At 69.9% G+C, this 15,481-nt stretch carries 15 protein-coding genes; 9 read left to right on the plus strand and 6 right to left on the minus strand.

The genetic code is table 11. The features are described 5' to 3' along the window. Window positions 1-41: 41 nt before the first annotated feature. From E3T54_RS14660 to E3T54_RS14675, 4 genes are read left to right on the plus strand one after another with little or no spacing between them, the layout of a single operon-like run. A complete protein-coding gene (locus tag E3T54_RS14660; RefSeq protein WP_134476332.1) occupies window positions 42-1,355 on the plus strand; it encodes a class I SAM-dependent RNA methyltransferase in 1,314 nt (437 codons plus the stop codon). A 50-nt stretch (window positions 1,356-1,405) separates the two neighbouring features. After that, window positions 1,406-2,104 (plus strand): response regulator, encoded by a 699-nt coding sequence (locus E3T54_RS14665; protein WP_370255637.1) that lies wholly within the window; start codon window positions 1,406-1,408, stop codon window positions 2,102-2,104. 40 nt (window positions 2,105-2,144) lie between these two features. After that, window positions 2,145-3,476 carry a sensor histidine kinase gene (locus E3T54_RS14670; protein WP_134476334.1) on the plus strand — a complete coding sequence of 444 codons (1,332 nt, stop codon included), beginning with the start codon at window positions 2,145-2,147 and terminating at the stop codon, window positions 3,474-3,476. Next, window positions 3,473-4,531, plus strand: coding sequence for a hypothetical protein (locus E3T54_RS14675; RefSeq protein ID WP_134476335.1), 1,059 nt, complete (start codon window positions 3,473-3,475; stop codon window positions 4,529-4,531). The genes E3T54_RS14670 and E3T54_RS14675 overlap by 4 nt, the downstream gene beginning before the upstream one ends. A 343-nt stretch (window positions 4,532-4,874) precedes the next feature. Here E3T54_RS14675 and E3T54_RS14680 read toward each other — a convergent pair whose 3' ends face one another. Both E3T54_RS14680 and E3T54_RS14685 read right to left on the minus strand, forming a co-directional pair. After that, window positions 4,875-5,114: an acyl-CoA carboxylase epsilon subunit gene (locus E3T54_RS14680; protein WP_092323164.1), complete on the minus strand. Its 240-nt coding sequence runs from the start codon at window positions 5,112-5,114 to the stop codon at window positions 4,875-4,877. 7 nt (window positions 5,115-5,121) lie between these two features. After that, the gene (locus E3T54_RS14685; protein ID WP_134476548.1) at window positions 5,122-6,693 is read right to left on the minus strand and encodes an acyl-CoA carboxylase subunit beta; all 1,572 of its coding nucleotides are present in this window, start codon (window positions 6,691-6,693) and stop codon (window positions 5,122-5,124) included. A 246-nt stretch (window positions 6,694-6,939) separates the two neighbouring features. Between E3T54_RS14685 and E3T54_RS14690 the strand changes: the two genes are divergently transcribed. Further along, complete coding sequence (locus tag E3T54_RS14690) at window positions 6,940-7,791, plus strand: biotin--[acetyl-CoA-carboxylase] ligase (RefSeq protein WP_134476336.1); 852 nt, start codon at window positions 6,940-6,942, stop codon at window positions 7,789-7,791. Between the two features lie 7 nt (window positions 7,792-7,798). Continuing rightward, on the plus strand, window positions 7,799-8,464 hold the full coding sequence (locus tag E3T54_RS14695; protein WP_194088200.1) for a PH domain-containing protein: 666 nt from the start codon (window positions 7,799-7,801) through the stop codon (window positions 8,462-8,464). Here E3T54_RS14695 and E3T54_RS14700 read toward each other — a convergent pair. After that, entirely contained in the window at window positions 8,426-8,971 is a 546-nt protein-coding gene (locus E3T54_RS14700; RefSeq protein WP_134476337.1) for a GtrA family protein, read from the minus strand. The two genes, E3T54_RS14695 and E3T54_RS14700, sit on opposite strands and share 39 nt — an antisense overlap. Before the next feature lie 144 nt (window positions 8,972-9,115). On the opposite strand from E3T54_RS14700, the gene E3T54_RS14705 reads away from it, so the two are divergent. The 3 genes from E3T54_RS14705 (at window position 9,116) to E3T54_RS14715 (ending at window position 12,167) form a co-directional block, all read left to right on the plus strand. After that, complete coding sequence (locus tag E3T54_RS14705) at window positions 9,116-10,252, plus strand: 5-(carboxyamino)imidazole ribonucleotide synthase (RefSeq protein WP_092323158.1); 1,137 nt, start codon at window positions 9,116-9,118, stop codon at window positions 10,250-10,252. A gap of 86 nt (window positions 10,253-10,338) precedes the next feature. Continuing rightward, a complete protein-coding gene (gene purE, locus E3T54_RS14710; protein ID WP_134476550.1) occupies window positions 10,339-10,806 on the plus strand; it encodes a 5-(carboxyamino)imidazole ribonucleotide mutase in 468 nt (155 codons plus the stop codon). Further along, entirely contained in the window at window positions 10,803-12,167 is a 1,365-nt protein-coding gene (locus E3T54_RS14715; RefSeq protein WP_241977248.1) for an LCP family protein, read from the plus strand. Before purE ends, E3T54_RS14715 begins: the two co-directional genes overlap by 4 nt. Window positions 12,168-12,245: 78 nt before the next feature. Here the strand turns inward: E3T54_RS14715 and E3T54_RS14720 are convergent, their stop codons facing one another. From E3T54_RS14720 to rfbD, 3 genes are read right to left on the minus strand one after another with little or no spacing between them, the layout of a single operon-like run. Beyond that, window positions 12,246-13,430: an acyltransferase gene (locus E3T54_RS14720; RefSeq protein ID WP_092323157.1), complete on the minus strand. Its 1,185-nt coding sequence runs from the start codon at window positions 13,428-13,430 to the stop codon at window positions 12,246-12,248. A gap of 32 nt (window positions 13,431-13,462) precedes the next feature. Beyond that, window positions 13,463-14,623, minus strand: a complete 1,161-nt coding sequence (locus tag E3T54_RS14725; protein ID WP_134476338.1) for a glycosyltransferase family 1 protein — start codon at window positions 14,621-14,623, stop codon at window positions 13,463-13,465. Beyond that, a complete protein-coding gene (gene rfbD, locus E3T54_RS14730; RefSeq protein WP_134476339.1) occupies window positions 14,620-15,474 on the minus strand; it encodes a dTDP-4-dehydrorhamnose reductase in 855 nt (284 codons plus the stop codon). Before rfbD ends, E3T54_RS14725 begins: the two co-directional genes overlap by 4 nt. Between the last annotated feature and the right edge of the window lie 7 nt (window positions 15,475-15,481).

The raw sequence follows: 15,481 nt of genomic DNA on the forward strand, positions 1-15,481 counted from the left end.
GGTCCTTCGTGCAATGTCGAGGGGTGTGGGATGCTCAATGAATGGTTTCGAGCAATAACATTCAGGCGGATTCGAGCGGTCAGGTACCCGAGGTGGGCACCGAGCTCGAACTCGACGTCACCAACGTAGCTCACGGCGGAATCTTCGTCGCCCGGCACGAGGGGCGCGTGGTGTTCGTGAGCGACACCCTGCCCGGCGAACGAGTCCGGGCGCGGCTGACCGACGCCAACAAGAAGAGCTTCTGGCGGGCGGAGACCATCGCGGTGCTGAGTGCTGCGCCGGAGCGCCAGCCGCACGTGTGGTCGGCCGCCGCGATCGAGCGCGCCCCCGAGGACCGCGCCGGCGGAGCCGAGTTCGGGCACATCGCGCTCGGATTCCAGCGCGAACTCAAGCGGCAGGTGCTCGCCGACGCCCTCCAGCGCATGGCGGGCGTCGAGTCGGATGTCACCGTCGAAGCTGTCCCGGTCGGCCGCAACGCGTCGCCCGGTGACGCGATGGACGGCACCGGCTGGCGCACGCGCATCCGCCTGCACGTTGCCGACGACGGGTCGATCGGCCCGTACGCGGCGAGGTCGCACCGGGTGATCGCCGTGGGCGACCTTCCCCTGGCGGAACGGTCCGTGGAGGCGGCCGCGCCGCTCGACACCCGCTTCCCGGGGGCCGCATCCGTCGACGTCGTCGCCCCGAGCGTCGGCGACGTGCAGGTGCTCGTCGCCGAGAAGGATGCCAGGGGCAAGCGCATGCCGACCCCGCGCAAGGTCATTCGCGAGGTCGTGGGCGACCGCGAGTTCCGTCTCGACGCGGCGGGCTTCTGGCAGGTCCACTCCCGTGCGGCGGAGACCCTGTACCGGGCCGTGCAGGACAGCATCGACGAGGCCGACTTCGATCCGCGCGCGTCGAACCTCGACCTGTACGGCGGAGTCGGGCTGCTCGCCGCGGCCGTAGGGGACCGTTTCGGCTCCGACGTGCGCATCACCTCGGTCGAGAGCGACCCGCAGGCGACCGATTTCGCGGCCGAGAACCTCAGCGACTGGATCGGCGCCCGCGCGCAGACCGACCGGGTCGACCGGTACCTGCAGGGCATCGTGCGTGACGCGGGCGCGCTGGAGAGCGGCCGGCAGCAGGCGGCCACCGTCGTGCTCGACCCTCCCCGGGCCGGCGCGGGCAAGGCCGTCGTCGACCAGCTCGGAGCGCTCGGACCGCGCCGGATCGTCTACGTGGCCTGCGACCCGGTGGCCCTGGCCCGCGACGTCGCCCTCTTCGCCGGCCACGGCTACGAGCTCCGCGCTCTGCGCGCCTTCGACCTGTTTCCCAACACCCACCATGTTGAATCCGTCGCAGTGCTCTCCAGATAGATATCCTTAGCCCGGACACCGAAACAAAGGACACCACTCACGTGACCCAGATAACACCAGAAGCCACAGCCCCGATACCGGGAAGCACGGCCGTCCGGGTCGGCATCATCGACGACCACGAATCGGTTCGGCTGGGACTCAAGGCGGCCTGTGAGAACGTGGGCTACGAGGTCATCCACACGGCCGCCTCCGCCCGCGACTTCGTCGAGGGCCTGGGCGACCGCACCTGCGACGTGATCGTGCTCGACCTCTCCCTCGGCGATGGTTCGGTCGTGACCGAGAATGTGCGACTCGCCCAGAGCACGGGTTCGTCGGTGCTCGTGCACAGCATCGCGGACCGGGTCGCCCTCGTGCGTGAGGCGCTCGCCGCCGGCGCGGCCGGGGTCATCCCGAAATCGTCCGCGACCGCGACGGTCATGGCCGCCGTCGCCACCGTGGCGCGCGGCGATGTGCTCAACAACCTCGAGTGGGCCACGGCCATCGACGCCGACAGCGATTTCGCCAAGGCACAGCTTGGCCGCCGCGAACGGGATGTCCTGCACCTGTACGCCTCCGGCCTCCCGCTCAAGATGGTTGCCATGCAGCTCGGCATCGCGCATTCGACCGCCCGCGAGTACCTCGACCGCATCCGGGTGAAGTACATCGAGGTCGGCCGGCCGGCCCCCACCAAGGTGGACCTGCTCCGGCGCGCCGTGGAAGACGGCATCCTCCCCGGGCTCGACCCGGATGGCGGGGATGCGCGCGCCTAGGCCCGCGCCGTCCCCAGGCGACGGCGGCACGGTCCGGTCAGTGGCCTTCGGCGCGGACCCGCTCGAGGTGGAACTTCTCGGCAAGGCCAGGCAACCGCGCAAGCCGATCAGCCGCGCTCAGATCGAAACGGTTGTCTCCCGGTCGGTGGCCGGGGTCGGCGTGGTCTTCGCCCTGCAGGCGCTGCCGGTCATGATCGAACAGCTTCAGGTTCGCCTGCCGGCGGTGGGCGTGATCGGGCCCGTGATCCTCGCTGTGGCCCTCGGCTTCGTCGTGCTCGCTACGACGTTCAAGGTGGGCATCAAGACCGCCACCGGCTCCGTCGCCATGATCTACCTGCTGGCCCTCATGGCCTGGCCGTTCCTGATGCGCGATCCCGAGCAGGTCCTCGACGGGGTGCCCTGGCTCTGGTTCCTCTGCACCGTCGCCACCTCGTGCGCCGCGATCGCTTTCCCGCTGTTCTGGGCGGCCGGGTACACGCTGGCGATCCCGGTCCTGTACGGCGTCCTGCGGGTGACGCCCTCCGGCGGCGGCGCAGACGGCCTGCTCGCTTCGCTCGACGCGGTGTACGCGATGCTGCTGGGCCTGGTCGTGCTGATCATCATCGCCATGCTTCGCCAGGCCGCGGCGGCGGTGGATGCCGCGCAGCTGAATGCGCTCGACCGGTACGCCCTCGCGGTGCGCCAGCACGCCACCGAGAGTGAACGGGTCGAGGTCGACTCGATCGTGCACGACACCGTGCTCGCCACCCTCCTGTCCGCCGCGGGGGCCCGCAACGCGACGGCGGCCCGCCTGGCCGCGGTGATGGCCCGGAACTCGCTCGACCGCCTGGAGGAAGCCGGTTCGGCGTCCGTGAGCGACGAGACGGTGATCCCGTTCGATGTCCTCAGTCGGCGCATCCGGGATGCGGCGGCCGCGATCGCCAGCTCGTTCGTCGTGACGGAGCAGGACCTGCGCGCGGCGACGGTGCCCGTTCACGCGGCCGAAGCCCTGTATTCGGCGAGCGTCCAGGCGATGGTGAACAGTCTTGAGCACGCCGGGACGGCCGGGGCAGCCGTTGCCCGGACGCTCACGATGGGCCCCAACGCGCGGGGCGGATGCACCATCGAGATCGCCGACACCGGTGTCGGGTTCGACCCCGCGCTGGTGCCGGGCGAGCGCCTCGGCCTGCGCGTCTCGATCCAGGAGCGCGTCACGAGTGCCGGGGGCTCGGTCGTCGTACGCACGGGCGTCGGCCGGGGGACCAGGATCGTCATTGACTGGCCGCGGCCGGCGGGGGCGGCCGACCCCCTGGTCGGGCTGGTCCCGCCCGAGGAGCTTCCGCTGCTCCCCCTCGCGGATGCCGCACCGACCGACGCGGGGCCGACGGCATGATCACCGTCCCCCGAGGGCTCGTCGTTGGACTGGCCGCCCTGTTCTCGGCCTACCACGTCGTGCTCGGCATCTATTCGCTGGGCGTGGCGGACCACCCCGCCCCGGCGATCGTCGCGATCGGTCTGTACGTCGTCGCGACCACACTGAGCCTGTGGCCATCAGGCCCGGTGCGGATGCCGCTCTGGCTGGCGCTCTTCAATGTCGCGGTCTGCGCCTCCCTGCCGCTGCTCGTGGGCAGCCAGCTGGATGGCTCGTCCTCGGCTAACGGGTACGCTACCTGGTACGTGGCCGCCGTCGGCACGCTTATGACGATCACGGCCACCCGGAAGCAGCAGGGCCCGTCCCTCGTCGGAGTGATCTTCCTGATGGTGCACACCATCGTCTGGGCAGGCCCGGGTGCCCTGGCGTCAATGGGAGTCATCGGGAGCGCGGTCTGGGTGGTCGTCGCAATCCTCACCTCGCGGGCGCTCGCCAAAGCCGGCCGCGACGCCCGGCAGTACGCCCTCGCGGAACGCGAAGCGACGGAGTGGCAGGCAGCGCAGGAGGCTCACCTCGACGAACGGCAGGTTCGGCTCGCCCACACCATCCGACTGGCGGCACCGATGTTGCGCCGGATCGTCGAGGTCGGCGGCGCACTGAGCGAAGCGGAACGGCAGGAATGCCGATACCTGGAGGCTGCCGTCCGCGATGAAATCCGTGGCCGCAAGCTGCTCAATGACGCCGTGCGCCAGAACGTCATGGCCGCCAGGCGGCGCGGCGCGGTCGTCACACTGCTCGACGAGGGCACCATTGACGACCTCCGCGGGAGCGAACTGGACGGCGTGCTCAACCGGCTCGCGGACGCGATCGGCGGCACCACGGCCGACAAGATCATCGCTCGCACCTCGGCGAACGGCTCGGACACCGCGGTCACCGTGGTCGGCCTGAGCGGCGCAGACCCGAGCAGCGCCGACCCGAGCGTCAGCGCGCTTGGCCAGGACACGCCCGGCGAGGAAGTCTACCTCTGGCTCGAAATCCCGCGCGCTCAGCCCGACCCGCGCGCGCAGCGCCGCTGACCTTCGCCGAACTGTGAGTTTGGCACCTCCCGGGCGCCCGGGAAGGTGCCAAACTCACAGTTCGGCGCGACGATAAATGCGCGATGAGGAATGCGAAAGAGGACCAGCCGTGAGGTTGGTCCCCTTTCGCATTCTGGGCCAGAGCGACAACCCGAATGCCACCCTGACGAGCCCCCAGCCGAATCGGTTACTTACCCTAGTCGCCGAGCGGTTGGTGGTGTGCCTGCGAGAGGCGCACCGGGCAATACTCATCCTGGAGGAGCGGCGAGCCCCCGCACAGTCGGCACTTTAGGGGACATTCCGCGTCTACCGCGCGGCCCCGAGAGGGTGCGCGGCGGCGGCCTCAGGCCGAGAAGCCGCGCCAGCGGCCGTGGCCGGGCGTCATCGGGCCGCGGATGCCGCGCTGGCTGACCTGCCAGGCGCTCTGCCCGCGCTCTGGGGCCGCTCGGATGCCGTCGGACTCCTCCTGCAGCACGCCGCGCAGCACGGCGGTCACCGCAGATGCCTCGGCGTCGGTGACCCGACGGGTCACGAAGGCGAGCTCCGACGGATCGAAATCGGCTGAATTCGTTGAGGCAGTCATGGCGCCGCTACAGCGGAATGTTCCCGTGCTTCTTGGGCGGCAGGCTGGCCCGCTTGGTGCGCAGCGCGCGCAGGGCCTTCGTGATCGCGACCCGGGTCGCGGCCGGCTCGATGACGCCGTCCAGCTCGCCGCGCTCGGCCGCCAGGAACGGGCTGGCCACGTTGTACGTGTACTCGTTGGCCAGGCGCGTGCGCACGGCGGCGACATCCTCGTTCGCGGCCTCCGCCTTCTTGATCTCGGCACGGTAGAGGATATTGACGGCGCCCTGGCCGCCCATGACCGCGATCTCCGCGGTCGGCCAGGCGAGGTTGATGTCCGCGCCGAGCTGCTTGGACCCCATCACGATGTACGCGCCGCCGTAGGCCTTCCGGAGGATGACGGTCACCAGCGGAACGGTCGCCTCGGCGTAGGCGTAGAGCAGCTTCGCGCCGCGGCGGATGACGCCGGTCCATTCCTGGTCGGTGCCGGGCAGGAAGCCGGGCACATCGACGAGGGTGAGGATCGGGATCGAGAAGGCGTCGCAGAACCGGACGAACCGGGCCGACTTCTCGCCGGCCTGGATGTTCAGGGTTCCGGCCATGGCGAGCGGCTGGTTGGCCACGATGCCGACCGAGCGGCCGTCGATCCGGGCGAAGCCGACGACGATGTTCGGCGCGAACAGCGGCTGGGTCTCGAGGAAGTCGCCGTGGTCGACGAGGCTCTCGATGACCGTCTTCACGTCGTACGGCTGGTTCGGCGAGTCGGGAATGATCGTGTTGAGCTTGTGGTCGGCGTCGGTGATCTCCAGCTCGGCCTCGCTGTCGAACACCGGCAGCTCGGCCAGGTTGTTGTCCGGCAGGAAGCTGAGCAGGGTTCGCGCGTAGTCCAGGGCGTCGGGCTCGTCGCTGGCGAGGTAGTGCGAGACGCCGGACACCGTGTTGTGGGTGAGCGCGCCGCCGAGCTCCTCCATGCCGACATCCTCGCCGGTGACGGTCTTGATCACATCGGGGCCGGTGACGAACATCTGGCTGGTCTTGTCGACCATGATCACGAAGTCGGTCAGGGCGGGGGAGTAGACCGCGCCGCCCGCGGCGGGGCCGCAGATGATCGAGATCTGCGGGATCACGCCGGATGCCGCCGTGTTGCGCCGGAAGATCTCGCCGTACTTGCCGAGGGCGACGACGCCCTCCTGGATGCGCGCTCCGCCGGAATCGAGGATGCCGATGATCGGCACGCCGGTCTTCAGCGCGAGGTCCATCACCTTGATGATCTTCTCGCCGGCGACCTCGCCGAGCGAGCCGCCGAAGATGGTGAAGTCCTGCGAGTAGACGCAGACCTGGCGGCCGTGGATGGTGCCGGTGCCGGTGACGACGGCGTCGCCGTAGGGCCGTTTCTTCTCCATGCCGAAGGCGACGGTGCGGTGGCGCACGAATTCGTCGATCTCGACGAAGGAGCCGGAGTCGAGCAGCATGTTGACGCGCTCGCGGGCGGTCATCTTGCCCTTGGAGTGCTGCTTCTCGATGGCCGCCTCGCCGCTGGCGGTCACGGCCTCGTGGTAGCGCGCCTTGAGGTCGGCGAGCTTTCCCGCGGTCGTGTACATGTCGGGGCCCGAATCGGGCGAGTTCTCAGTCACGCGGTTCACTCTACCGGCCAGCCCGTGGCGGCACCCGTTGACGATTCTCCACAAAGATCGCCCGTTTCGCTGGTCGGTTCCCCTTCCCCTCCCGCGGCCAACACTTCCCCTCCCGGGGTCAACTCAGGAGAATCCGGGAACTGGGGCCCGAAACTCGGTCTTTCGGCACCGATTCGGCAGAATAGCCTGAGTTAGCCCCGGGAAGAGGTTCGCATGGAGTTTCCGCTCAGCAGCAAGGTCGCGCCGCGGCTGGAATACCTGGCCGAGGTCGGCTCGACGAACGACGTCATGGCCGGGCACGCAAGTGGGCCGGATGCCGCCGCCTGGCCCAACCTGTCGGTGGTCGTCTCCGACAACCAGACTCGCGGCCGCGGCCGGCTCGGCCGCACCTGGCTCGCGCCGACCGGCAAATCGCTCGCCATCTCGGTGATCCTGCGCCCGACGACACTCGACGGCCAGCCCCTGCCGCCCGACCAGCTCGGCTGGTTCCCGCTGCTCGCCGGGGCGGCGATGACCAGGGCCGTGCGGGGCGTCGTCGAGGCCAGCGCCGCCCGGCCCCGGCCCTACGACGCGCCGGGCGAGGACGCGCCCCGGCACGAGGTCACCCTCAAATGGCCCAACGACGTGCTCATCGACGGCTACAAGGTGTCCGGCGTGCTCTCCGAACTCCTGCCGGATGCCCGCGGCCTCATCATCGGGACCGGCCTGAACCTGAGCCTTGACGAACACGACCTGCCCACCCTCACCTCGACCTCGCTCCTGCTGGTCACGGGCAGCAGCCCGAGCCCGGATGCCGTGCTCGCGCGCTACCTCACCGAGCTGCGGGACCTCGCGGGCGCGTTCACCGCCGCCGGTGGGGACGCCGTGGCCAGCGGCCTGCTCGAGCAGGTCACCGAACTGTGCGGAACACTCGGCTCCCCGGTGAGGGTGGAGCTGCCCGGCGGGACCGACCTGATCGGCACCGCAATCGCCCTCGACACGCACGGACGGTTGATCGTCGAGGACCACGCGAATGGCGAGCTGCAGGCCGTCGCCGCGGGCGATGTGACCCACCTACGGTATTAATGGAGGTATGACGAAAAGTGCAGGGGCTGCGTCCGCGGCGGGATCGACGGAGCAGTGGGCGACCACACCCCTGTCCGCCACGCGCGGGTCCTCGCCCTCCCCGGCGGCCGCGGCCACCTCCGGCTCCTCTCTCGTCGGCTCGTCGCCCGCCGGCTCGTCGCCCGCCGAACGAGTCGTCGCCCGGCTCCGCCCGCACGCCCGGCGTCTCTTCTGGCCGACCGTGGCGCTCGTGCTCGTCTGCGGCGCCACCGGATACTTCTACGGGAACCTGCCCGAAGACTGGCAGAACACCGGCCTCATCGTGCTGGCCGCGGCGGTCGTCGTGTTGCTCTGGCTCCTGCCCCTGGCCTCGTGGCTGAACCGGCGGTACACGATCACCACCCGGCGCATCATCTTTCGGCACGGGTTCTTCGTGCGCAGCCGCCAGGAGCTGCTGCACGGTCGCGGCTACGACGTGACGGTACGCAAGAACTGGCTGCAGGCCGCGTTCCGCTCCGGCGACGTGCTCGTCAACTCGGGGCTGGAGCATCCGCTCGTGCTGAAGGATGTGCCGAGCGCCGACCTGGTGCAGCAGGTGCTGCACGAGCTGATGCAGGAGTCGCAGACCGTGATCGGGTCACGACGCCAGGAACAGTCAGCGCTCCCCGACCAGCCCCCGTGGGCCGGCCGTTAGCCGATCGACCGCAGGCGCGGCAGGCGCCGCAGGCGCGGCAGGCGCGGCGTCGACGCGGCCAGGGGCGAAGACCCAATAACGGTAGAGCGTGAACCGGAAGACGGCGCCCAGGCCGAGGCCGATCACATTCGAGGACACGTTGTCGGCGATGATGCTGGTGTAGCCGAGCACGTAATGGCTGAGCCACAGGCAGAACAGCCCGATACCCATGCCCACCAGGCTGACGGCGAAGAATTCGAGCCCCTCACGCAACGCCCGCGGCCGGCGGGACGTGCCGAAGGTCCAGTAGCGGTTGCCGATCCAGTTGGCGAGAATGGCCAGCACGGTGGACACGATCTTCGCGTAGATCGGTCCGGCATGCACGAACTCCGGATCGAAAACAGTGCTGCGGAGCAGGTTGAACACGGTGACGTCCAACACGAATCCCACGAGCCCGACGGCCCCGAACTTGCCGAGCTGGCCGGCGAAGGCCAGGAAGCGGCTCCTGGTGACCGCGTTTGTCGACATGCGTCCGTCCGGGCTGGATATAGGAAGATGGATCTGTAAGCGAGGATAGAACTCCGAGACCCGCAGTCTATGGCGAGGTCGGGATCACAGGCTGGGAGTTGACTCCGGGCCGAATGAAGGTTCGCACAGGAATTGGTGGAGATTATGGCTAGGACTGTTGGCGTCATCGGTGGTGGCCAGCTGGCCCGGATGATGATCCCCGCCGCGGTGAACCTCGGGATCGACATCCGCGTGCTCGCCGAGAACGAGGGCATGGCGGCCGGGCTGGCCGCGGTCCAAATCGGCGACTACCGCGACCGCGACGTCGTGCTCGCCTTCGCCGACACCGTCGACGTGATCACCTTCGACCACGAGCACGTGCCGCAGGAGATCCTGCGGGAGCTCGTGCAGCGCGGTGTGGCCGTGCACCCCGGGCCGGACGCGCTGCTCTACGCGCAGGACAAACTGCTCATGCGCGAGCGGCTGACCGAGCTGGGGCTGCCGGTGCCCGACTGGGCGCGGGTGGAGAACACCGACCAGCTCGCCGCGTTCCTGGCCGAGCACGGCGGCCGCGCGGTGCTCAAGACCGCCCGCGGCGGCTACGACGGCAAGGGCGTGCGGATGATCACCCACGAACACGAGGCCGACGACTGGTTCGCGGCGCTCGCCGAAGACGCCAACGACGGCGCGCTGCTCGTCGAAGAGCTCGTCGACTTCCGCCGGGAACTGGCCCAGCTGGTGGCCAGGCGCCCGTCCGGCGAGACCCGGGCCTGGCCGGTCGTGGAGACCGTGCAGCGGGACGGCGTCTGCGCCGAGGTCATCTCCCCGGCCCCGCAGGCACCCGGGCGGCTCATCGAGGTGGCGGCCGAGATCGGCATGGCCGTCGCGAACGGACTCGGCGTGACGGGCGTGCTCGCCGTCGAACTGTTCGAGACGACGGATGAGCGGGTGCTGATCAATGAACTGGCCATGCGCCCGCACAACAGCGGTCACTGGTCGATGGAGGGCTCGACGACGAGCCAGTTCGAGCAGCACCTCCGGGCCGTGCTCGACCTCCCGCTCGGCGCCACCGAGTCCCGCGAACCGTGGTCGGTCATGGTGAACATCCTCGGCGGCCCGGCGACGGGCTCGCTCGACGACCGGTACGAGGCGGCCTTCGCGGCGCATCCGGGCGTGAAGATGCACAACTACGGCAAGGATCCGCGGCCCGGACGCAAGGTCGGCCACGTCACCGCGAGCGGTCACGATTTGGACGAAGTCGCCTACCAGGCGCGTGCCACTGCGGCGCTCTTTCAGGACTGACGCCTAAGATCATCTGCGTGCCAGAGAACCCCGTGAATGAGACCTCCCCGTTCGGCAGCGCCGGTGCGCCCCTGGTCGGGGTCGTCATGGGCTCCGATTCGGATTGGCCGGTGATGAGCGACGCGGCCCAGCTGCTGCGCGACTTCGGAGTGCCGCACGAGGTGCAGGTCGTTTCCGCGCACCGCACCCCGGAGAAGATGATCGCCTACGGCAAGAGCGCCCACGACCGCGGACTGAAGGTCATCATCGCCGGGGCCGGGGGCGCCGCGCACCTGCCCGGCATGCTCGCCTCGGTCACCACCCTGCCCGTCGTGGGCGTGCCCGTGCCGCTGGGCCGGCTCGACGGCCTCGATTCTCTGCTCTCCATCGTGCAGATGCCCGCCGGCGTCCCCGTCGCGACCGTGTCGATCGGCGGCGCGCGCAACGCCGGGCTGATCGCGGTCAAGATCCTCGCCACCGCCGATGACTCCCTCCGACTCAAGCTGGCCGGCTACGCGGAGGCGCTCGCCGAGCAGGTCGAGCAGAAGAACCGGGACCTGCAAGCCAGGCTATGAGCAGCGCCCGAAGCCCGATCCGCTACCCGGATGCCCGATCCGCGCCCGTGATGACCAAGCGAGCCTGGTGGCTCGTCGTGCTCAACACGGTGCTGCCCGGTTCGCCGCAGGTGCTGGCCGGAAACCGAAAACTCGGCCGCTTCGGCCTGCGCCTGACGCTGGCCGTGCTCACCCTGGGCATCGCCGTCGGCGTCGCCTGGGTGCTCTGGCCGCAGGTCGTGCTCACGGTCTTCACGAGCACGATCGGCCTGTGGGTCGCCGCGCTGGCGCTCGCCTTCTGCGCGGTCGCCTGGGCGGTCCTCAGCATCGACACCATCCGGCTGGCCCGCCTCGTGCGCACCTCGCCGAAGGCCCGGCCGATCATCGCCGGCCTGGCGGTCGTGCTGATGGCGTTCACCAGCGGCACGGCCGCCTACGGGGCTTATGTGGCGACCACGGCGAGCGGTTTCCTGTCGTCCGTGTTCTCCGCCGGGCCGTCGGAGCCGCCCGTCGACGGCCGGTACAACATCCTGCTCCTCGGCGGCGACGCCGGGCCCGGCCGCGACGGCCTGCGCCCCGACAGCATTTCCGTGGTCAGCATCGACGCCAAGACCGGCCAGGCCACCATGATCGGCCTGCCCCGGGACCTCGAGAACGTGCCCTTCCCGGCCGACTCCCCGCTCGCGGACATCTACCCGGAGGGCTACGGCGCCATCGACGGATGCGACGTCTCCGCCTGCATGCTCAACTCCATCTACACCGAGATGGAACTCAAGCGCCCCGAGCTGTACCCCGACGCGGCCGCCCAGGCCAGCTCGCCCGGCATCGAGGCCATGCGGGACGCCGCCCAGGGCGTCACCGGCTTGAGCATCCAGTACTACGTGCTGATCGACATGCAGGGCTTCACCGACCTCATCGACGCGCTCGGCGGCGTGGACATCAATGTCAAGGAGCGCCTGCCGATCGGCGGCGACGAGCAGTTCAACAACGTCGACGGCTGGGTCGAGGCCGGGCAGCAGCACATGGACGGGTACACCGCGCTCTGGTACGGCCGGGCCCGCCACGGCACGAGCGACTACGACCGGATGGCCCGCCAGCGGGTGCTCCAGGAGGCGATCCTCAAGCAGTTCAACCCGGCCAACGTGCTGACCAAGTTCCAGGCCGTCGCCACGGCCGGCGCCCAGGTCGTGAAGACGGATGTCCCGCAGGGCATGCTGGGCTACTTCGTCGACCTGGCCTCGAAGACGAAGAAGCAGCCGATCAACTCGGTCGAGCTCGTGCCGGAGAACGACGTCAAACCGGAAGATCCCGACTACGACTACATCCGTTCTCTGATAGACAAAGCCCTCGCGCCCCCCGCCTCTCCCACGCCCGCCCCCTAACGCCCCCGAAGTCCCCGCGAAACCGCAGTTGTGCGCGCTAAAACACGCGAATAACGCGCACAACTGCGGTTTCGCGGGTCAGGTGGTGACGGGATCGGGGGCGAGGGCGGCCACCCGGGCGGCCTCGCGGCGGGCGAGCCGGGCATCCCAGCGGCTGCGCAGGAACCGTTCGCAGGGCTTCTCGACGGCGTAGTGCAGGGCCGCCGACATCATCAGCGCCAGGGCGAGCATTCCCACGTACCACAGGATGCTCCACCGGCTGTAGGGCTGCGGGCCGACCTGGGCAAGCACAATGTAGATCCCGGTGGCGTGCACGAGGTAAAACGTGTACGACCACTCGCCGAGCTTCACCAGGGGCTTGCTGCGCAGGATCGACCGGCCGCCGCGGACGTCCCGGGACGCGACCGTCACCACGAGCAGGGCGCAGAGCAGCAGCATCCACTCGTTGGTGCTGCTGCGCACGGCCAGGCCGATGGCCCCGCCGCCGACGATCTCGGCGTTCGCGGGACTGAGCAAAATGGGCGGAAGCACGTACCAGGCAATGAACAAGCCGCCGGCGAGGTACATGACGATGGGGGAGAGCCGTGTGGTCCAGCCGAGGCGCATGGCGTGCGCGGCGGTCATGCCGAGCGCGAACTCGCTCAGCCGCACGACCGGCCACGGGATGTCGGTCACGAACGTTCCCGGCCAGGCCAGGCTCGCGGCCCGGTAGCCGAAGCTGAGCACGACGATGGCCAGCGCCGCGATCAGCGTTCCACGCAGCCGCAGCATCCGCAGGAACGTGTTCAGGGCCGGGTGCAGGGCATAGAAGAAGGACTCGAACGTCAGCGTCCAGCCGGCCGGGTTGCCCGAGAACAGCACCACGGGATCCTTCGACCAGCCCTGCAGCAGCACGACCGACAGCAGCAGGATGCCCACGTCGACCGGCTTGACCCACCAATCCGCGGGGTCGGGGGCGAAGCTGTAGAACACCGGGATCGCGATGATCAGCGCCACGAGGTAGGCGGGGTAGATCCGTGCGAAGCGGCGCCACCAGAACGTCGTCGGGGAGACCTTCGCGTTGGCGGACCAGGTCAGGACGAACCCGGAGAGCAGGAAGAAGAACATGACCCCGTAGTTGCCGAACCGGAGGATCGGAAAGATCGGAAGTGGCGCCAGGTTGTTCATGTGGAACAGGAAGACGCCGAAGGCGGCCCACCAGCGCAGTCCGGTCAGGGAGTCCAGGCGCCGGGCGCGCGGGACCTCGGTCGGGGACGAATGCATAGGCTTTAGGTTACCGTGCGCGAGGCGGCGGGCTACAGGTCGGCGTGCAGCTGCCAGACGCGCTCGGCCGAGTCTCGCCAGCTGAACGCCCTGGCCCGATCGCTGCCGGCGATGCTCAGCCTGCGGGCGAGCTCGGCGTCGCCGAGCACCCGGGACACCGCGGCGGCGAGCCGTTCGGGGTAGCCGGCCGCGTCCTGCCGCTCGACGACGAACCCGGCGTCACCGGCCGCTTCGACGTTGGCGGGGGCATCCGAATGCACGACCGGGGTGCCGAAGTGGAAGGCCTGGATGATCGGGGTGGAGAAGCCCTCCTCCAGGCTCGGGAAGACGAAGACCGAGGCGCGGGAGATCACGACCGCGAGCTCCTCGTCGCTCAGCCCGGTCATCGCCCGCACGCGGCCCGGCGCGAGGCCCACCTCGTCGGCCACCGAGGCGATATCGAGCTCACCCCAGGAATCCGGCCCGAGCACGATGAGGGGCAGATCGGGCGCGCCGGGCAGCCCGAGGGCGGTGATCAGCGCGGTGATCGCCTTGCGCGGCTCGAGGGTGCCCGCCGCGAGGATGTATTCCGCCGGGAGCCCGAGAGCCTCGGTGGCCGCCACCCCCGAGGAGAGCGTGCCGGAGACGAGGTAGTCGGTGGGAAGCCGGAGCCCGCTGGCCACGGCGCCGCCGATCACGCGCACCCGGTCCCCGAAGTCGGCGATCTCCGACAACTGGTCGGCGACCGCGTGGCTCGGCACGACGACCGCGTCGGCGTGCTTGCGGGCGCGCTTCAGCATCGCCTTCGTCCAGGCGACGGTCGTCGGCGTGAGCGCCTCCGGATGCGTCCAGGCGAGCACGTCGTGGACGGTCACGGCCAGCTGGGTGCCGTCGGCCAGGTCGTGCCGGCGGAGCGGGGCGAGGAGGCCCGTCGCGTGGATCAGGCCCGGCCCGGGCGAGGTGGTCATGCCGAGCTGCCAGGCGGCCGCCAGCTCGCGGCGGGCGAGGGTCGTCTTGTACAGCCCGGACAGGCCGGGCAGCGTCCGTTCGACGTACTCGTACTGGTCGCCGGAAGACGACGAGACGATGCCCTCGACGAAGCAGTCGGCAGGGGCGGTCGCGATCAGCTGCCGGGTGAGTTCCTCGGTGTAGCGGCCGATGCCGCCGGGAACCGGCGCGATCATCTGGTCGACGAGGACGCGAAGGGTGATCATGTTTCTCCAAAGGTGCCTTGGCGGGCGGCGTCGGCGAGGGCGTCGGTCCAGGCGCGCATCGGGGGGAGCCCGGCGTCCTGCCAGGCGTCGTGTCCGAGCACGGAGTAGGACGGCCGGGGTGCCGGCCGAACGAACTGGGAGCTGTCGGTGGGGGTCACCCGGTCAGGGTCGAGGCCCGCGTGGGCGAACACGGCCCGGGCGAAGTCGTACCAGGTCGCCTCGCCCGAGTTCGTGCCGTGGTAGATGCCGGGCGGGGCCTCGGCGTCGAGCAGGGCGACGATCTGCCGAGCGAGGTCGGCGGTCCAGGTGGGCTGGCCCCGCTGGTCGTTCACGACGCTGACGGTGTCGTGGGTGGCCGCCAGGCGCAGCATGGTGGCGGCGAAGTTTGGGCCGTGGCCGCCGTAGAGCCAGGCGGTGCGTACGATGAAGCTCCCCGTCGGGTTCTCCTGCTGCACGAAGCGTTCGCCAGCGGCCTTCGTGCGCCCGTAGGCGGAGATCGGGTCCCGCGGGGTGTCTTCCGGGTAGGGCGAGGTGCCGCGGCCGTTGAAGACGTAGTCGGTGGAGACCTGCACGAGCTGGGCCGAACCGGCGGATGCCGCGATGGCGAGGTTCCGGGCGCCGAGCGCGTTCACGGCGTAGGCGGCGTCTTCGTTCTTTTCGGCGTCGTCGACCTTTGTGTACGCGGCGGCGTTGATGATCACGTCGTGCCCGGCCGCGGCGTCCCGCACGGCGGCGAGGTCGGTGACGTCGAGGTCGGCGCGACTCAGCGCGGTGACCTCGCGGCCGGCGAGGGCGGCCTGCAGGTCGCGGCCGAGCATCCCGGTGGCGCCGGTGATCAGATAGCGGGCCATTAGCTCA

Source organism: Cryobacterium sp. Sr8 (assembly GCF_004403225.1).
GTDB lineage: Bacteria > Actinomycetota > Actinomycetes > Actinomycetales > Microbacteriaceae > Cryobacterium > Cryobacterium psychrotolerans.